Below are 15,853 nucleotides of genomic sequence, written 5' to 3'. Positions count from 1 at the left end.
AGCATAAAGATTTTGGTAATCTGTTGGCGATACAATCGATACTTGTTATAATTTAAAGATGAAAATAAGCTAACAAAAAAGACAATAATTTTGGCAATTACACAACTCAACGTACAACAGATCCAACCTGATTTATCATATATTTCTGAACTGAAAAACCAAACTAATACTTCAAAAACATTAGAGGAAAAAAAGTCAGAACATTTACTCATGTGGCAACCACGTGTTGCATCTGCCTTGTCACTGTTATGCCCCAACAAAAGAAAATACTATAGCCCACGCTTTATGTTGCTTAAAGCACCTGAAAGTGAGCTTTTTTTTGATCTATTACAGCAAGCTATTAAATGTAATTTGCCTTCATCACAATTAGGTTACAGTTATTTTTTTAGTGAAAACAAAATTACACTTACCAAAGCAAAAAGTAAACAAGATAATTTTGCTGCTCAAGACAATTGTTTATTTGCATCTTCTGTGGATGCTGAAAAGCTTTTTGGCTGTGTTAGACAACCAGAAAGTAACCCTATAAAATTACAAGCAGGACTTGTTCATCAGGCTAATGGTGGCATTTTAATTTTGGGTCTTCGCTCTCTACTGAGCCAACCTTTACTATGGACAAGACTAAAACAAATGGTAATAAAACAAGAGTTTGAATGGGTTTCAACAGATGAATCTCATCCTTTACCTTTGTCGATTCCACCAATGCCTCTTGACTTGCGCATAGTATTGGTTGGGGACAGACTAAGTTTAGCTGAATTACAAGATTTTGAGCCTGAATTTTATTCAACGTCTATTTATGCTGAATTTGAAAATGAATTACAAGTCACATCAGCATCGCAAATTAAGCAATGGTTTAATTATTTAAACTTTATCGCAAACAAACAACAATTACCGAATATTGACACATTAGCGTTTGAAAAAATTCACAAAGAAGCAACACGTTATACCGGTGATCAATATTACTTACCGCTTTCAGTTGATTGGTTGAATTCGCTATTAGTCAATGCGGCTCACTTTACAAAAAAAAGCACTATTGACCAATCAGCGGTCGAAGAAGCGATAAAACAAAAATCGTGGCATGAAGATTATTTGAAAGAAAGACTACTCGATGAGATCTTCAGTCATCAAATAATGATTAATACTAAAGATCAAGTTGTTGGCCAAATAAATGGATTATCAGTCATTGAATATCCAGGGTATCCAAAAGCTATTGGAGAACCAACACGGTTAAGTTGTCTTATTCATTTTGGTGATGGAGAACTAATTGATATTGAACGAAAAACAGAACTAGCGGGTAACATTCATTCAAAAGGGATGATGATAATGCAGGCATTTATTATGTCTGAATTTGCGATTAATCACCAATTACCTTTTTCAACTTCTTTGGTGTTTGAACAATCCTACAATGAAATTGATGGCGATAGTGCTTCACTTGCAGGACTTTGCGCTATCATTAGTGCATTATCCCAACAGCCAATCGATCAACAATTAGCTGTTACTGGTTCAGTAGATCAGTTCGGGCATGTTCAATCAATTGGTGGTGTGAACGAAAAAATTGAAGGATTTTTTGCTGTTTGTAAGTATCAAGGGTTAACGGGGCAACAAGGTGTAATCATTCCTGCCACCAACCAACGTCACTTAAGCTTAAGTGATGAAGTCATTGAAGCAATCAAACAAGAAAAGTTTTCGGTATGGACAGTTGAACATATTGCTGATGCGCTTTATTTACTGACAGGCATTCCTTACAAAGATAAAAACAGTATTAATCTTTACCAGTTAATACATGCACGTATGCAATCAGTATTATTACAAGATAAAAAACAAGATAGTTGGCTAAGTAAATGGCAAAAATATTGCAAAAAGTAACAATACCCAATAAACTCTAAACCCAAATTTTATTAAAAATAAAAATAACTAGGCAACTTTCAATTTTTAAAATATGTTTTAATTTATATTAAATAAAAGGTTTTTTTATGACATTTGAACGTAAATCATCATACGATAAAGCAGATTTAATTAAATCAGGAAATAATGAACTATTTGGTCATGATGGGCCACCATTACCGTCTGACTCAATGTTAATGATGGATCGTGTTATCGAGATGAATGAAAATGGCGGTAATTTTGGCAAAGGATTTGTCGAAGCAGAGCTTGATATTAATCCTGATTTATGGTTTTTTAAATGTCATTTCAAAAATGATCCAGTTATGCCAGGCTGCCTTGGGCTTGATGCTATGTGGCAATTAGTTGGCTTTTATTTAGGCTGGATTGGTGGTAAAGGTAAAGGTCGTGCTTTAGGTGTTGGTGAAGTAAAATTTACAGGGCAAGTATTACCAACCAATAAAAAAGTGACTTATAAAATCCATTTTAAACGTGTAATTAATCGTAAATTAATTATGGGAATTGGTGATGGTGAGGTTTTTGTTGATGGCAAACTCATTTACCAAGCGTCCGATTTAAAAGTAGGTCTATTCCAAGATACCAACGCATTTTAATTTAACGTTCTCTTTTGTCAGCTTTACTCTATATGAGTAAAGCTGCATATCATGGATTTTTTTATCATATTCAAAACATGAACAATTGTGAAATAACTCATTAATTGTCAATTAAAAAGAACATCTCAGCTTACTGAATTTCAATAATCAATGTATAATGCTACAAATTTCATTTTTTCCTTAATTAATAATGAATCACTTAAAACATCTATTTGTTTGTATTATTTTATTTTGTTTATCAAACACATTAGCTTACGCTGATTTCAGCGGTAAAGTTGTCAAAGTCATTGACGGCGATACCGTCGATATTCTAACCTTCACAAAACAAAAAATCCGCGTTCGTTTACTTGATATCGATGCACCTGAACGCAGTCAAGCTTATGGCAATGCATCGCGAAAACACTTAGCCTTACTCATTGCAGGGAAAAACGTGTTCGTTAAAGAAAATAAAAAAGATATCTATAAAAGAGCCTTAGGTACTATTTTCTTAAATAAAGTCAATATCAATGCCAAGATGGTCGAAGATGGTTATGCTTGGGCCTATCGTTATCACAACACAGCTAACAACAAAGCAATGGTAAAACTAGAAGAAATTGCTAAACAAAACAAAAAAGGGCTATGGAAGGATAAACATCCAATAGCCCCATGGAATTATCGTCATAATAAACAATAAATTATACTCTAAAAATCTTATTTTTTAGGAAAACTTGCTTCAACTTGTTTAAGTAACTCGATACCTTGTTTACAAGCTACTTCTTGAGTCTCTGCAGGCATTGAAGAAACTTGTTGTTTCCCCATTTCTAAGTTTTGTTTAATCATACCTATCATATCAGATTGTTGCTTTGTTAGAGAACCTTCAGGAATAGCTTTAACTAAACTATCAACTTTATCAAAATAGGTTTTACATGATTCAGATAAATCCTCCGCCATAGAAATGGTAGAGAAACCTAATAACACAACAGATAATAATAATTTTTTCATTTTACTGTTCTTTCCTTACATCATAAATTTATTAGAAATATCATAAAAAATGATAATTAATGCTAAAAATAGCCAAAGTATAATAAAAAATTTAAAGTGGCAAGTCTATATACAAAAATACCCTACCAGTAACTACTTACTGATAGGGTATTAATCAAAAAATAAAGTCTAAATTTTAGATAATGGTAACATCAGCAGCCGCGGGACCACGTGGACTATCTTGAATAGAAAATTCTACTTGTTGACCTTCACCTAAGGTTTTAAAACCATCGCCTGAAATTGCAGAAAAGTGTACAAATACATCTTTGCTACCATCAGCAGGAGAAATAAAACCAAACCCTTTACTTTCGTTGAACCATTTAACTTGACCAGTTTTCTTAGACATAATAATCTTCCTATAAATAAATTAATCTCAGCCACTAAGGGCTATATTCAAAAACATAAAACCTAGATTACTTATTAACACTAAGAAGAAGATACTAAAGAAAACTAATTCCAAAGACGAGTAAACTACAAACTACATATATCTAAATGTTATAAAATAAATCCGCATGTCATATGCTTATGACTATTTACGCATAAAAAGATCACTAATGCAAGCAATCTTTTGAAAGATTTATTTAAGAAACGAACATAAAAAAATTATAGTTTGTTTATTCAATGGGATAACGTTATAAACTTATATTAGCTTTCTGCCATTTGTTTCGATTTTTTTATCGTAGCTTCAACTGCATCAATCACAGCTACTCTAAATCCATTTTCTTCTAGCGCATGAACGCCTTCAATAGTTGTACCTGCAGGAGAACAGACCATATCTTTTAACTCGCCTGGGTGCTTACCTGTTTCTAATAATAGTTTTGCCGATCCCAAAACAGCTTGTGCAGCAAACTTATAAGCTTGTTTTCTGGATAATCCCCCTTTTACTGCACCATCAGCAAGTGCTTCAATAAACATAAAAACAAAAGCTGGAGAAGATCCACTAGCACCAATAACAGCATCAATTAAATACTCAGGCACAACTTCTGTTTCACCAATACAATTTAATAACTGTTGAACGACAGACAATTCCTCATCGGTAACTTCAGTATTCGGTGTAATTGAACACATAGCTGCATTAACAAGCGCTGGGGTATTTGGCATAACACGAACAATTTTTTGCTCATAACCAACACATTTTGCAATTGTTTTAATAGTAACACCGGCTGCAATTGAAATAACGATAGTATTCTTTTTTAATTCTTTTTGAATATCACTAAGTACATCCACAATCGCATTAGGTTTAACGGCAATAAAAACAATATCCGACTCACGAGCAACATCTCTTGCTGAATCAAGATTATGAATAGAATAATTTTGATTAAGAACTTGACCTTTATCAGGATGAGGGTCATAAACATACATTTGTGTTCCAGATACGATATTACTTGCTAAAATACCTTGTAATATCGCATTACCCATATTGCCTAAACCGATAAAACCAATTCGTTGTTCCATTTATTACCCTCTTTTAAGAAAGACTATTTAAAAGATTATAAATGATTTTAAATAGAAATCTCAAAATTTTGTATTAAAAAAACTCAACATCAAGTTCTATAAAAATAATAAATTATGTTAATTTTCTGGCATCACTTGCATTCCATATTGCTGTCCTGTCTGCATAAGGGATAAAATCTGCTTAATTTTACCTTCATTGATTAAATTACTTACAGCTGGAGTATTGATAAGCACTTCAAATAAAGCTTTACGTTCATTTTCAGTGGTGACTAGTTTTTGACTTATTATTGCCTTTAAACTACGAGATAATTGGGTGCGAACAAAATTTCGTGAACTCTCTTCAAATACATCAATAATACGATTAATGGTCTGAATGGCAGAACTTGTATGTAAAGTAGCAAAAACTAAGTGCCCTGTTTCAGCTACTGTTAATGCGGTTTGAATAGCTTTTTTATTACGTAATTCTCCAAGCAAGATTATGTCAGGATCTTGCCTTAAAAGGCTATCAAGTGCATGATCAAAAGTTGTAAGTTCCCTTTGTTGAATTAGTGAATATTGATTGTGATAAATAAATTCAATAGGATCTTCTAAAGTAATAATGTGTTTAGATTGAGTCAAATTAATGTACTCAATTAATGATGCAAGTGTCGTCGATTTACCACTTCCTGTGGCGCCTGTCACTAAAATAATACCGCTTTCATGCATTATTAGCTTTTTGAAAACCTCAGGAGCACCTATTTCAGCCAGATCTGGAATATCATTTTTAATGATTCGAAACACAGCCGAAATACCACGTTGTTGATAAAAAATATTGACTCTAAAACGCCCTATTTCAGGAGATTGATAGGCTAAATCAATTTGTTTTTCTTGTTGTAATTGTATTTTTTGTGATTGATTGAGTAACGTTAATAATTCAGTTTCTAACGCTAAAGGTGATAACTTTTCATTTGATAAACACTGTAATTGTCCATTAATGCGAATGCGTGCAACTTCACCACTTGAAAGGTGCAAATCGGACGCTTTTTGCGTTACACTAAGCGACAACATTGAATTTAACATTACATTTGACCTATTGGTTTATTAATTGGGAATTAACATGAATACAGTACGTGACAATTTACTTACTATCAGAAGCACAATTCAAAAAATAACCGAAAAATGCGAAAGAGATCCCAATACAATCGAACTTATTGCGGTCAGTAAAACAAAACCCGTGACCTTAATCAAACAAGCAATAGATGCCGGTCAACTTTCTTTTGGTGAAAACTATGTTCAAGAAGGTGTTGAAAAGATTCTGCACTTTAAACAAACCCATCCCAACACGCCATTAACGTGGCATTTTATTGGTCCATTACAATCGAACAAAAGTAAATTAGTCGCCGAACACTTCGATTGGATGCATACCATTGATCGTTTTAAAATTGCTAAACGCTTAAATGACCAGCGCCCTACATCAATGGCTAAATTAAATGTATTAATTCAGGTCAATATTAGCCAAGAAGCAAGTAAATCAGGGATTTTACCTAACGAAGTAGCAGATTTGGCTAAGCAAATCCTTACACTACCCAATTTGAATTTGCGTGGTTTAATGGCCATTCCTGAAATTGAAAATGATTTTGACAAACAATTACATGTCTTTATTAAAATGCAGGAACTACTACATTCTTTACAAGCCGATTATCCATTTATGGACACATTATCTATGGGCATGAGTAACGACATGCAAGCAGCGATTATTGCTGGTAGCACAATGGTTCGCATTGGCACGGCAATTTTTGGAGCAAGACAGTATTTGTGATATATTGCCTAGATAGTTTATTTTAAGGAGTCTTAAATGGCATCGCTTTATTTTTTAGGAAAAACCCTTTTAACGGTATGCTTATACGTTTTAATTCTACGTTTATGGATGCAACGTGTACGGGTCAATTTCTATAATCCATTTACCCAATTTATTGTTCGAATAACCCAACCCATTATTGCACCACTGCGCAAAGTTATTCCCTCTATAAAACATATAGATACAGCTACATGGGTTCTTTTATACTTTTTTGCTTTCATAAAAATTACGTTTATTGGCTATTATGGAATCATCAATAATTTAAACTGGCCTGTTGGATATCTTTTATATGCTATTGCGGCTATCGCTCACGCATTTGGGCATTTATTATTTTGGTTATTACTATTTAGAGCAATTTTAAGTTGGGTAAGCCGAGGGCAATCGAATGCTGATGAATTGCTTGCCCAGCTAACAGAACCACTTATAGCACCAATTCGACGCATCGTACCACCTATTGGCATGATCGATATTTCATTTATGATTTTTGTATTTATTTTGATGTTTTTAAATATGTTTGCTATTGATATTGTAGGATATTTATGGCTTGTACTTTAAATCCAAATAACAGGGAGCAATAGCAACCTTAGCTTGTTAACAAAAAGCGCGCTTTTTAGCGGGCTTTTTTGATCTAATCGCACAATAGAAAAATAACAACAAACCTTGCTAAGTTTGAAAATCGCCCACTAAAAAGTGATTTTATTACGAATAAAACTGTCAGGAAAGGTATTGATTTTATTGATTTTTTTAAAACAAGATCATATCATCAATATGCTAGTTAAATTAAATGATATCAAGGCGGATAAACAAGCTGATAATGCCATAGCTTTTTTAGATAATATGATCTTCCCAACAAATTACATCTTTTTCATAAACAATGCGATTTTTAACCGAAATTTTTAGCTTGTGCATAAGTTTCTTATTGCCCGTAATAAGCGGATGCCAATCAGGTAATTGCCCCGTTTCAGAAAAATAACGATAAGTACAAGTTAATGGTAACCATTCAATAGTGAGAAGGTTATCACGAGTTAACTTGATACAATCAGGTTCATAATCGAAGCGATTATAATAGTGTTTACATTGACAAGTATTAGAATCAAGCAAATTGCAAGCGACATTGGTATATAATATTTCGTCAGTATCTTCATCCATCAATTTATTTAAGCAACACTGACCGCAACCATCGCAAAGTTGTTCCCATTCATCGTCACTCATCTGTTCTAACGTTTTATGCTCCCAAAATGGCTCAATCATACTTTAAAATCATCTTCTTTTAACATTTGTAAAAAAAATCCATCTGTTTTGATTTTTTTTTCAATTTCATCCGAAGTCCCCACAACAAAACGTCTTTTGCCATCAAGAAGCACTTTCATCACAAATACCGGCGAACCAAAAATAGACATTATTTTTTCAGGAATAGCTGAAAAATCATTTTCATTTTCCATATATAAATAACAATTTTCTTTTTTGGTACTTCGATAAATATAACACCACATCATAAAATAAAACCTTCACTCATCAATATTATGTAAGACAATTTTGTAAATAAACACCAGCGCCAAATAAACCAGGATCATCATGTGTTATCACATAAACAGGGATTTTCTTGACTAAATATGACATACGACCTTTATGTTCAAAAGCCTGTCTAAATGGTGATGTTTTAAAAAATTCAATAAAACGTGGTACAATCCCACCAGCAATATAAACACCGCCTTGTGTATTAAGTGTTAATGCTAAATTACCACCAAAACGCCCCATAAAAGTACAAAAATAGGTTAATGTTTGTAAGCAAAGTGGACAGCTTTTTGATAATGCTTTTTTGACAATAATATCGGGTGTAATTTCTTCTATTGGTTCATTGTTAATATGTTGTAAGGCTTGATAAATATTAACAATCCCATTACCCGATAAAAACCGTTCTGTAGAGACACGTCCAAATTTTTTTCGTAGTTCGGCTAAAATACGATCTTCATCATCGCTTGTCATTGGCAATTCAGTATGTCCGCCCTCTCCTGGTAACGTAATCCAATGTTCATTGACTTTAATCAAATGTGACACACCAAGCCCTGTTCCAGCACCATAAATCGCAATGGGGTAATTTAAATTAGGTTCGTCACCACCAATTTTTACAAGATCTTGTTTTGGTAATTTAGCAATTGACATTGATACTGCTGTAAAATCATTAATCACTTCAAGCTTAGTCAAATTTAATTCTTTAACAAGCTCTGAACGTGAAAATGACAAATTGTTATTTGTCATTTTTATCACATCACTATCATCGATCGGGCAAGCAATAGCAATACATGCCATTTTAACGATTACCGATTGGGATGCTAAATAGTTTTTAACTAATGTTAATAACACATCATCTTTTGCAATAAGTACTTTAGTAATTGATGATAATTCATTAGTTGCTAAGTTATAAAGTGCAAATCTGGCATTGGTTCCACCGATATCGGTAACTAGAGCATATTGACTCATGTTATTTCCTTTATAATAAATTAATTTTTTTATTTAAATGACAAGCATTAACTATCAATTGAAGAAAGTATAACTGCTAATGTCCTTAAATACTGACATAAAACTCACTCAATTACCTAAAATGATAACCACAAAGATGATCTCCATTAATTCACAAAGTATTAACGGATAAAGATAATAAGATAGAGTAATCTATAGCCACTTCTTAAGCTTAAAATAAATATAAGGTGCAACACCCGCTAATAACATCAATAGTAATGAAAATGGGTAACCATATTCCCATTTTAATTCAGGCATAAATTCAAAGTTCATACCGTAAGCTGATGCCACCACTGTTGGTGGTAAAAACACAACCGAAACCACCGAGAAAATTTTAATAATTCGACTTTGTTCAATATTAATAAAACTAGTTGCAGCCTGCATTAAAAAGTTCACTTTTTGAAATAATGATTCATTATGTGGCACAAGCGATTCAATATCTCGAATCACCTCACGAGCTTGTTCTAGCTGATCCACAGGCATTTTAGCTCGACGAACTAAATAATTGACCGCACGCTGGCTATCCATTAAACAAAGACGCACTTTCCAAGCAGTATCTTCAAGTTCAGCTAACGAAGTAATGGCTTCATCATAATGTTCTTGAGCTGAGCGATCCATAATAATTAAGCTCAACTCTTCAAGTTCACTATAAATATTTTCAATTTGATCGGCTAACTGCTCAACTTTAACTTCAAATAAATCAAGTAATACTTCGTAAGGATTTCCATCACCCATAGTTTGATAACGTGAACGCATTCGATATAAACGGAATGCAGGTAAATCGCGTTCACGCAATGTAAACAAACGTCCATTATGCACAGTGAAAGCCACTGTCGAGTTACCAGCTCGATCTTCAGCATCTTCGTAAAAAAAGAATGAGTGGACATGTAAACCTTCATTATCTTCAAAAAAACGCGCTGATGCTTCGATATCATCTAGCTCAATACTGGTTGCTAAGTTTTGTCCTAAATGTGTTAAAACAAAATCACGATCGGCTTCTTCTGGTTCAATTAAATCAATCCAGGTCGCATTATTAATATCGCCTTCATTAATTTTTACTAATTGTTTGTTTTTTAATCCAAACGCATTAATCATAAGGCCTCCTATTGAGGGAATTTTTTAGAACATTACATTAACAAATGCTTGGTATTATACTCGTTATAGCAACAAATTCCTATGTCCACACCAATCTTTCTATATCTTTATAAAAAGAGAGCAAAATTCCATAATTGAATTAAATTCGCTGATATTACTGTAGTCTCATGTTACAATACGCAACTTAAATATTTATGCAATTTTTAGGAGTCAAGAATGGCCAATCGAGGAATAAATAAAGTCATTTTAGTTGGTAACTTAGGTCAAGATCCCGAAGTTCGTTACATGTCTAATGGTAACGCCGTTGCCAATATTAGTATTGCAACGTCAGAAACATGGAAGGATAAACAAACTGGTGAAAACCGTGATCGTACTGAATGGCATCGCGTTGTTATATTTGGTAAATTAGCTGAAATTGCGGGCGAATACCTAAAAAAAGGTTCACAAGTTTATCTTGAAGGACAATTACAAACTCGAAAATGGCAAGATCAATCAGGACAAGATCGTTACACAACAGAAGTTGTAATTAACCCTATTGGTGGTACTTTACAGATTTTAGGCGGACGCAATAATGGTGAAAACATAGGAGGCAGTTCACAAAATTGGGGACAAAGTGCCAATAACACATCATCTGCACCAGTGACTCAATCCCGTTCTACAACACAAAATGCACCAGCACAACCTGCAACAGCACCAGAACCGCCTATGGATTTTGATGACGATATTCCATTCTAGGATCTACTTTAAATTAAAAGTATAAAAAACCTCTTTAGAATCCCTTAGTAATTAAGGGATTCTTTGTTTTTATTTCATATAAAATAATTATAGGAAATTGTCTAGTTTATACTTCATGATTAAAATACCTTCTAAAAACTCATATAAAAATTAATAAAGCGTTTTAGCTTTGTTTTCTCGCTTTTGAATCGTTAGTATAATTAATAGGATAAATAAAAAACGGTAACACAATTTAAATAAAGCATTCTCATTGTTTATTAAAATAAATATTAAAAAACATTTGTAATGGACAAAATAGATAATCTAAAAATCAGTCAGGAAAAGCATTGATTTTATTGAAGTTTTTTTGATAAAAATGTTTTAAAAAACTTCAATAAAATCAATACCTTTCCTGAACACTTTTTTAAAAGCAAAGTCCATGTCCAACATAACCATTTTGATCAATTTATTTGTCAGTTTTTTGCATATTTTAGTTTTATTGTCAAAATAAAGAGACTATTGCAAGTCATAGATAAAACAATGTCGTTGAAAGCCATACTATTCTCGTAGCTCAAGTACAAAAATAAGTAAATTTGTTGCGTAGACTTCCTTAACCAAAAAATGTTTCAGCAAATTTTATCAAAAAATTCGCAAAAAACGGGATTAATAATAAATTACCATTTTAATCATTTCATTTTAAATATGCTATTTAAGATACAAGTTCTGTAACTCCCCCCTAAAATAGTACAGCAAAAAAGTAGAAAATTCTCTATGATAAAAGAAAAGGGGATTTAATTATGAAAAAAATGACTGAACATCAAATCGTCGCTATTTTAAAAGAAGCTGAAGCGGGTATTCCGGTTAAAGAACTGTGCCGTAAATAGGGCATGGGTAATTCAACTTTCTATAAATGGCGGGAAAAATACGGCGGAATGGAAACTTCGGATATCAAACGCTTAAAGGAGCTGGAGGCTGAAAACCGCAAGCTTAAGCAGATGTTTGCCGAACTGAGCTTAAAATCCCTGCTTCAGGAAGAAATCTTAAAAAAACTATAGTGCACGCAGGTACGTAAAACGTGGGCGGAAATGCTACAAGTGACGCATATGATTGCAATAAGCTGTGCGATGATAGTGTGGGATTAAGTCGCAGTGCTCATAATTTTGTTGTAAGGCGAAGTAAGAGTATAATTAGAAGCCATTAAAATAAAATAAAAAATGGCTCCGGTTTAAACATAAATTTTGCGGTAAAGGTAAATAAACTAATTAGGTGAAATATTATGAAAGATAGTAGTTGGGTATGGGTTTTTAAAAAAGATGGTATCCCAATGGTTTCTGCTGTATTTTCTTCTCTTGAAAATGCGGATAATTGGTTGAAGCTTAATAAATTAACAGGGATATTAACGAAAATGCCTATAGATATTGGTGGCTATGAGTGGTGCATTCAAAATAAAGAACAAATGCTTGAACACTATCATTACGAAAATGGCATCAGATTAGTTTTTTAAATGAAAACCCTGACTATCTAACTAATATACATATTACAAAAAATTGAAATAAATACAGGAAAAATATGTCTTTTAGGAGAGGAAAGTTATGGTTTAGAAGGTTTTATCACATATATGATATCCGATGAATATTTGAAAAGAAGAGTTGAGAACTGGATACGTTCCTTATATAGGTAATACATCTAAAAATACGGGTCGATAATGGGCCAGAATTTACAGGAAAAACCTTTATAAACTGGGTTAAATCACATGATATAGCCATTGATTATATCCAGCCCGGTAGCCCTTATCAAAATGGCTATATTGAACGATTTAATCGTACCTATCGTACTGAAGTACTCGATTTATCTCTTTTTAACCACTTAGCACAAGCCAGGAGAATAACTGAAGAATAGTTAACGATTTATAACACCGAAAGATCGCATGAGGCATTAAATAACATGTTTAGAATAGGATCTCAACATCCCCTGCTACAATAGTTATTGTGCAAAAAAGTATCCATTAATCATAGATACTTTTTTATGCTTGATAACATTCAACCCAGCGTAAGTACTGTAACCAAAGAGGATCGAACTCACATTCAATTTTAACTGATAATGTATTATATTGGTTTGTTATTTGTTTTACTAATTGGAGTACTGACTGTTTATTTCCTACATACCATAGCATATTTCTTACACCTCCACTAAGACTATTTTGGCAATGAATTCCTCGCTCATCAGCACGTAAAGCAAGATTAATAGCATCTTCTAATTCATAAACAAGTGAAAGTGTCTCTTTACTATCAACATCAACTATAACATTAAGTGCATAACAATAATTTTCATGTCCTAACAAAGAATTAGCCACTTCATTACGATGCACTAACATTTTAAGATCTGTTAATTCAAATACAATCCATTGTTCTTCTTGAATATTAAATATACCGGTATGTTTTAAATCTTCTTTCCATAACCGATCAAAAATAGTTACAAATTGGTTAGCAGGAATTGTGGTAGCACTCTGATCTATCTTTAAAAACTCAACAGCTTCTACTCTAACAGCAAAATCATATTCACCTAATAGATGATCAAGATAGATTAATGCCATCGTTTCTGCCTGTTTTATCATTTCTTCAGGGACTGTCTTAGCAAACATAATACCGATAGATATTTTACGACAACTTTCTTTGTATTGAATTAATAAATCAGTTGCACCTAATGAAAAAGAACTCCCTTTAGATTTTATAACAAATGTATCTACATTATTAATGCGCTGACGAAATGCTTCTACTTCGAAAAACTGAAGATCAGGTGCTTGTCGGGAAATTTCTATTACGTATTCGAAGCGTTCAATTTTTCCATCCGCAGTAAAAATAATTTTATGATTCTTAGTATCCCCTACAGCAATTTCAGCAATGACATCTAACTGATTTTCATTTAATAGATTATTGATATTTTTAATTATATCTATAATATCAAGTTCATTAAGAGATTGTTCAGAATTTTTTACCTGTTGCCAAAAATCTCGAATCATCGCACTTAAATGCTCTTGTGAGCTTTGTTGCTCTTTTGGTGTGTTTTTAATATCAGGCGATAGTTTTTTCCAAAAATTTTTGAAAAACATATACATTAACCTCTTAAATCAATAAGAATCATACAAAACTAGTATTAATAATACACTATATTTATTTAAATTTTATAATTATTAATCATCTAATAAGATAATTAATTAAAATATTAATGATATAATATTCAGCAATATGTATAGTAGCTCAAACTTAATCTGACACACACCTATTACTTATCGACCTTTATTTTAACAAAATGCGTGTCCGATGAGCAAAATAAATTCTTCAATTGCTTTTCCTTAACCAATTCTTTTGCATCCAAGCTATCTTTCCATAACGATATTTTCCAGAGAGTGTTCTTTCTCAATTGTAAAATTCAATGTAACTCCCCTGTAAATATCCCAAACTTAGTACATAATTCACGTAGAAAATTAAGCTGCTTGTTTTAGTGTTTTATACTCAATTGGTGTCATGTTATTTAATGCCTCATGCGGTCTTTCGGTGTTATAAATCGTTAACCATTCTTCGGTTATTCTCCTTACCTGTTCCAGATTATTAAAAAGATATAAATCCAATACCTCTGTACGGTACGAACGGTTAAATCGTTCAATATAGCCATTTTGATAAGGGCTACCGGGCTGGATATAATCAATGGCTATATCATGTGATTTAGCCCAGTTTATAAAGGGTTTTCCTGTAAATTCTGGCCCATTATCGACCCGTATTTTTAATGGATACCCATGATATTCGGCCAGTTTATCTAAGTAACGGGTGATCCTTCCTGCTGGTAAGCTTACTGCAATATCAATCCCTAACGCCTCACGATTAAAGTCATCAATGACATTGAATGTTCTAAAGCGACGTTGATTACGGCTACTGTCACTCATAAAATCCATTGACCAACATTCACCTTGTTTATTGGGGACGAATAACCTTTCCGGGCATCGTGGAGGAATACGTTTTTTACGCTTTACCCTGAGATTAAGCTTTAATTCACAATACACCCGATATACCCGTTTATGATTCCATTTATAGCCGAGCTTTCTAATACGATTAAAGCATTTAGGAAAGCCCCAGCGTAAATGCCGGTCTGTGATAGCATTCAACACCAAAACCATCACCGAGTCATTCAGTAATTTAGGTTGATAATAATAAGCACAACGGCTTAAGCCAACAATGGCACAATTCATAGTAATAGTAACAGAATGATTTTGTTTTAGTTGCTGTGCCCACGTTTTACGTACCTGCGTGCACTATAGCTTTTTTAAGATTTCTTCCTGAAGCAGGGATTTTAAGCTCAGTTCGGCAAACATCTGCTTAAGCTTGCGGTTTTCAGCTTCCAGCTTCTTTAAGCGTTTGATATCCGAAGTTTCCATTCCGCCGTATTTTTCCTTCCATTTATAGAAAGTTGAATTACCCATGCCCTATTTATGCCACAGTTCTTTAACGGGAATACCGCTTCAGCTTCTTTTAAAATAGCGACGATTTGATGTTCAGTCATTTTTTCATAATTAAATCCCCTTTACTTTTATCATGGAGAATTTTCTACTTTTTTGCTGTACTATTTTAGGGGATAGTTACAGATTAATTGTCGCAGGATTAAATTGTCGATTTAAATGGTTTGGTGCAAGTGTCGACGATTTACCACCGCTAGGATAGACATGTTG

General features: G+C 33.0%; 18 protein-coding genes and 2 pseudogenes. 9 read left to right on the top strand and 11 right to left on the bottom strand.

The window, feature by feature from the left end; genetic code table 11:
- Window positions 1-90: 90 nt before the first annotated feature.
- The 3 genes from GQ589_RS05345 (at window position 91) to GQ589_RS05335 (ending at window position 3,165) form a co-directional block, all read left to right on the top strand.
- Complete coding sequence (locus GQ589_RS05345; protein ID WP_202115031.1) at window positions 91-1,863, top strand: Lon protease family protein; 1,773 nt, start codon at window positions 91-93, stop codon at window positions 1,861-1,863.
- A 107-nt stretch (window positions 1,864-1,970) separates the two neighbouring features.
- The gene (fabA, locus tag GQ589_RS05340) at window positions 1,971-2,492 is read left to right on the top strand and encodes a bifunctional 3-hydroxydecanoyl-ACP dehydratase/trans-2-decenoyl-ACP isomerase (protein ID WP_160401207.1); all 522 of its coding nucleotides are present in this window, start codon (window positions 1,971-1,973) and stop codon (window positions 2,490-2,492) included.
- A 190-nt stretch (window positions 2,493-2,682) separates the two neighbouring features.
- The gene (locus tag GQ589_RS05335) at window positions 2,683-3,165 is read left to right on the top strand and encodes a thermonuclease family protein (RefSeq protein ID WP_160424970.1); all 483 of its coding nucleotides are present in this window, start codon (window positions 2,683-2,685) and stop codon (window positions 3,163-3,165) included.
- A 17-nt stretch (window positions 3,166-3,182) separates the two neighbouring features.
- Here GQ589_RS05335 and GQ589_RS05330 read toward each other — a convergent pair whose 3' ends face one another.
- The 4 genes from GQ589_RS05330 to GQ589_RS05315 all read right to left on the bottom strand — a co-directional run bounded on the left by GQ589_RS05330 (window position 3,183) and on the right by GQ589_RS05315 (window position 6,026).
- Window positions 3,183-3,473 carry a DUF5339 domain-containing protein gene (locus GQ589_RS05330; RefSeq protein WP_160424967.1) on the bottom strand — a complete coding sequence of 97 codons (291 nt, stop codon included), beginning with the start codon at window positions 3,471-3,473 and terminating at the stop codon, window positions 3,183-3,185.
- A 175-nt stretch (window positions 3,474-3,648) separates the two neighbouring features.
- Window positions 3,649-3,858 (bottom strand): cold shock domain-containing protein, encoded by a 210-nt coding sequence (locus tag GQ589_RS05325; protein ID WP_034909833.1) that lies wholly within the window; start codon window positions 3,856-3,858, stop codon window positions 3,649-3,651.
- Window positions 3,859-4,157: 299 nt separating this feature from the next.
- A complete protein-coding gene (gene proC / locus GQ589_RS05320) occupies window positions 4,158-4,967 on the bottom strand; it encodes a pyrroline-5-carboxylate reductase (protein WP_160424966.1) in 810 nt (269 codons plus the stop codon).
- A gap of 117 nt (window positions 4,968-5,084) precedes the next feature.
- A complete protein-coding gene (locus GQ589_RS05315; protein ID WP_160424964.1) occupies window positions 5,085-6,026 on the bottom strand; it encodes a type IV pilus twitching motility protein PilT in 942 nt (313 codons plus the stop codon).
- Window positions 6,027-6,063: 37 nt separating this feature from the next.
- Between GQ589_RS05315 and GQ589_RS05310 the strand changes: the two genes are divergently transcribed.
- Window positions 6,064-6,765 carry a YggS family pyridoxal phosphate-dependent enzyme gene (locus tag GQ589_RS05310; RefSeq protein ID WP_160401202.1) on the top strand — a complete coding sequence of 234 codons (702 nt, stop codon included), beginning with the start codon at window positions 6,064-6,066 and terminating at the stop codon, window positions 6,763-6,765.
- A gap of 36 nt (window positions 6,766-6,801) precedes the next feature.
- Entirely contained in the window at window positions 6,802-7,359 is a 558-nt protein-coding gene (locus tag GQ589_RS05305) for a YggT family protein (protein ID WP_160401201.1), read from the top strand.
- Window positions 7,360-7,632: 273 nt separating this feature from the next.
- Here the strand turns inward: GQ589_RS05305 and GQ589_RS05300 are convergent, their stop codons facing one another.
- From GQ589_RS05300 to corA, 4 genes are all read right to left on the bottom strand, one after another.
- Window positions 7,633-8,055: a YcgN family cysteine cluster protein gene (locus GQ589_RS05300; RefSeq protein ID WP_160401200.1), complete on the bottom strand. Its 423-nt coding sequence runs from the start codon at window positions 8,053-8,055 to the stop codon at window positions 7,633-7,635.
- Entirely contained in the window at window positions 8,052-8,300 is a 249-nt protein-coding gene (locus GQ589_RS05295) for a YcgL domain-containing protein (protein WP_160401199.1), read from the bottom strand. Before GQ589_RS05295 ends, GQ589_RS05300 begins: the two co-directional genes overlap by 4 nt.
- A 25-nt stretch (window positions 8,301-8,325) precedes the next feature.
- A complete protein-coding gene (locus GQ589_RS05290) occupies window positions 8,326-9,285 on the bottom strand; it encodes a glucokinase (RefSeq protein WP_160411606.1) in 960 nt (319 codons plus the stop codon).
- Window positions 9,286-9,477: 192 nt separating this feature from the next.
- Window positions 9,478-10,419 carry a magnesium/cobalt transporter CorA gene (gene corA, locus GQ589_RS05285; RefSeq protein WP_091122078.1) on the bottom strand — a complete coding sequence of 314 codons (942 nt, stop codon included), beginning with the start codon at window positions 10,417-10,419 and terminating at the stop codon, window positions 9,478-9,480.
- 216 nt (window positions 10,420-10,635) lie between these two features.
- Here corA and GQ589_RS05280 point away from each other — a divergent pair, with 216 nt between their 5' ends.
- The 4 genes and pseudogenes from GQ589_RS05280 to GQ589_RS12530 all read left to right on the top strand — a co-directional run.
- Complete coding sequence (locus GQ589_RS05280; RefSeq protein WP_160424962.1) at window positions 10,636-11,154, top strand: single-stranded DNA-binding protein; 519 nt, start codon at window positions 10,636-10,638, stop codon at window positions 11,152-11,154.
- Between the two features lie 776 nt (window positions 11,155-11,930).
- Window positions 11,931-12,185 (top strand): annotated as a pseudogene (locus GQ589_RS12280) (transposase); the annotation flags it as partial.
- Between the two features lie 224 nt (window positions 12,186-12,409).
- Window positions 12,410-12,637 carry a hypothetical protein gene (locus tag GQ589_RS05270; RefSeq protein ID WP_160412826.1) on the top strand — a complete coding sequence of 76 codons (228 nt, stop codon included), beginning with the start codon at window positions 12,410-12,412 and terminating at the stop codon, window positions 12,635-12,637.
- A gap of 188 nt (window positions 12,638-12,825) precedes the next feature.
- A pseudogene (locus tag GQ589_RS12530) lies at window positions 12,826-13,029 on the top strand (integrase core domain-containing protein); the annotation flags it as partial.
- Window positions 13,030-13,156: 127 nt separating this feature from the next.
- On the opposite strand, the gene GQ589_RS05260 reads toward GQ589_RS12530, so the two are convergent.
- The 3 genes from GQ589_RS05260 to GQ589_RS12200 form a co-directional block, all read right to left on the bottom strand.
- Window positions 13,157-14,242: a DUF695 domain-containing protein gene (locus GQ589_RS05260; protein WP_160424960.1), complete on the bottom strand. Its 1,086-nt coding sequence runs from the start codon at window positions 14,240-14,242 to the stop codon at window positions 13,157-13,159.
- A gap of 375 nt (window positions 14,243-14,617) precedes the next feature.
- On the bottom strand, window positions 14,618-15,376 hold the full coding sequence (locus GQ589_RS05255; RefSeq protein WP_202115034.1) for an IS3 family transposase: 759 nt from the start codon (window positions 15,374-15,376) through the stop codon (window positions 14,618-14,620).
- Window positions 15,377-15,439: 63 nt separating this feature from the next.
- A complete protein-coding gene (locus GQ589_RS12200) occupies window positions 15,440-15,607 on the bottom strand; it encodes a transposase (RefSeq protein WP_202115030.1) in 168 nt (55 codons plus the stop codon).
- Window positions 15,608-15,853: the final 246 nt, after the last annotated feature.

Source organism: Gilliamella sp. Pas-s27, from assembly GCF_009795865.1.
Classification (GTDB): domain Bacteria; phylum Pseudomonadota; class Gammaproteobacteria; order Enterobacterales; family Orbaceae; genus Gilliamella.
The sequence above is the reverse complement of the archived record's forward strand: the minus strand, read 5'-3'. Positions and strand labels throughout refer to the sequence as shown.

Bases quoted from the DNA above. Each gene is read 5' to 3' on its own strand.
- fabA (WP_160401207.1), top strand. From the start codon at position 1,971: ATGACATTTGAACGTAAATCATCATACGATAAAGCAGATTTAATTAAA.
- GQ589_RS05335 (WP_160424970.1), top strand. From the start codon at position 2,683: ATGAATCACTTAAAACATCTATTTGTTTGTATTATTTTATTTTGTTTA.
- GQ589_RS05330 (WP_160424967.1), bottom strand. From the start codon at position 3,473: ATGAAAAAATTATTATTATCTGTTGTGTTATTAGGTTTCTCTACCATT.
- GQ589_RS05325 (WP_034909833.1), bottom strand. From the start codon at position 3,858: ATGTCTAAGAAAACTGGTCAAGTTAAATGGTTCAACGAAAGTAAAGGG.
- proC (WP_160424966.1), bottom strand. From the start codon at position 4,967: ATGGAACAACGAATTGGTTTTATCGGTTTAGGCAATATGGGTAATGCG.
- GQ589_RS05315 (WP_160424964.1), bottom strand. From the start codon at position 6,026: ATGTTAAATTCAATGTTGTCGCTTAGTGTAACGCAAAAAGCGTCCGAT.
- GQ589_RS05310 (WP_160401202.1), top strand. From the start codon at position 6,064: ATGAATACAGTACGTGACAATTTACTTACTATCAGAAGCACAATTCAA.
- GQ589_RS05305 (WP_160401201.1), top strand. From the start codon at position 6,802: ATGGCATCGCTTTATTTTTTAGGAAAAACCCTTTTAACGGTATGCTTA.
- GQ589_RS05300 (WP_160401200.1), bottom strand. From the start codon at position 8,055: ATGATTGAGCCATTTTGGGAGCATAAAACGTTAGAACAGATGAGTGAC.
- GQ589_RS05295 (WP_160401199.1), bottom strand. From the start codon at position 8,300: ATGATGTGGTGTTATATTTATCGAAGTACCAAAAAAGAAAATTGTTAT.
- GQ589_RS05290 (WP_160411606.1), bottom strand. From the start codon at position 9,285: ATGAGTCAATATGCTCTAGTTACCGATATCGGTGGAACCAATGCCAGA.
- corA (WP_091122078.1), bottom strand. From the start codon at position 10,419: ATGATTAATGCGTTTGGATTAAAAAACAAACAATTAGTAAAAATTAAT.
- GQ589_RS05280 (WP_160424962.1), top strand. From the start codon at position 10,636: ATGGCCAATCGAGGAATAAATAAAGTCATTTTAGTTGGTAACTTAGGT.
- GQ589_RS05270 (WP_160412826.1), top strand. From the start codon at position 12,410: ATGAAAGATAGTAGTTGGGTATGGGTTTTTAAAAAAGATGGTATCCCA.
- GQ589_RS05260 (WP_160424960.1), bottom strand. From the start codon at position 14,242: ATGTTTTTCAAAAATTTTTGGAAAAAACTATCGCCTGATATTAAAAAC.
- GQ589_RS05255 (WP_202115034.1), bottom strand. From the start codon at position 15,376: ATGAATTGTGCCATTGTTGGCTTAAGCCGTTGTGCTTATTATTATCAA.
- GQ589_RS12200 (WP_202115030.1), bottom strand. From the start codon at position 15,607: ATGGGTAATTCAACTTTCTATAAATGGAAGGAAAAATACGGCGGAATG.